This is a genomic window from Alcanivorax sp. HI0044 (assembly GCF_001634945.1).
Genome location: NZ_LWEZ01001487.1, coordinates 1 through 1,178 on the forward strand (window position 1 = coordinate 1; position 1,178 = coordinate 1,178).

1 protein-coding gene and 1 pseudogene are annotated in these 1,178 nt (G+C 56.0%); both read left to right on the plus strand.

The genetic code is table 11. The features are described 5' to 3' along the window. A pseudogene (locus A3730_RS30575) lies at positions 1 to 108 on the plus strand (phosphate ABC transporter ATP-binding protein); the annotation flags it as partial. A gap of 24 nt (positions 109 to 132) precedes the next feature. After that, the gene (phoU, locus tag A3730_RS22530; protein ID WP_063519543.1) at positions 133 to 846 is read left to right on the plus strand and encodes a phosphate signaling complex protein PhoU; all 714 of its coding nucleotides are present in this window, start codon (positions 133 to 135) and stop codon (positions 844 to 846) included. The last annotated feature ends 332 nt before the right edge of the window (positions 847 to 1,178 follow it).

Consider the following 1,178-nt stretch of genomic DNA (forward strand, 5'->3'; position numbering starts at 1 on the left):
GCCTATTTCCACCTGGGTCGTCTGGTGGAAATGAATGATACCGAGACTGTGTTCACCAAGCCCGAACACGATCTGACGGAAGCTTATATCACTGGCCGCTTCGGTTAACGCGCGGGTAAGGAGAGCAAGAGAATGGACCGTATGCATTTTGGCGAGCATAGCTCGACCCAGTTTAACGAAGCGCTGGAATCCATCCGTAACCACCTGATGGAAATGGGTGGTCTGGTGGAAAAGCAGGTAGTGGATGCGCTTCAGGCATTGCTGCAGGCAGACTCGGCGCTGGCAGAAAAAGTGATAGAAACCGAAGACCGGGTCGATAATCTGGAAATTCTGATCGACGAGCAATGCACCAAGGTGTTGGCGCTGCGCCAGCCGGCGGCGTCGGATTTGCGTTTGATTATTGCCGTGTCCAAGGCGGTGTCCGACCTTGAACGCATTGGTGATGAGTCAGCCAAAATTGCCCGCATGGGGCTGCAGTTGGCGGAAGAAGGCGAGTCGCCCCGCGGTTATGTGGAAGTGCGCCATATCGGTAACCATGTGCGCAACATGCTGCGCGATTCCCTGGATGCCTTTGCCCGCTTCGATGCCCAGAAAGCGTTGGCCGTGGCCGCCGAAGACAAAGAAGTGGACCTGGAATATCGCAGCGCCATGCGCTCGCTGGTCACCTTCATGATGGAAGATCCGCGGGCCATTTCCCGGGTACTCAACATCATCTGGTCCCTGCGCGCCCTGGAGCGCATCGGCGACCATGCCCGCAATATCGGCGAACAGGTGATCTATCTGGTGGAAGGCAAGGATGTGCGCCATATCAGCATCGATGAGATCGAAAAGAAGCTGAAGGAATAAAGGCCGCTACGAGCTTCAAGCGGCGAGCTACAAGGAAAACCCGCTCCTGCGATCTTTTACAAGGCCGTGCCTGATCTTCGGGCGCGGCCTTTTTCTTTCCGTCATCGTCATGAAATCGCCCCGCGATGTTGAATGAAGCATGTTGCGTGTCGCGTATCATGTCGCTAATATCCGTATTTCCGAATATGCGGATATAAGGTTCGCACATGCTTACACCCACCCAGCTCTGCAAATGCCTCGGCGACGATATTCGCCTCAGCCTGATCTGCCTGCTGCACGGTCAGGGGGAGGTCTGCGTGTGCGATCTGGTGGAGGCCATGCAGGCGCCGCAG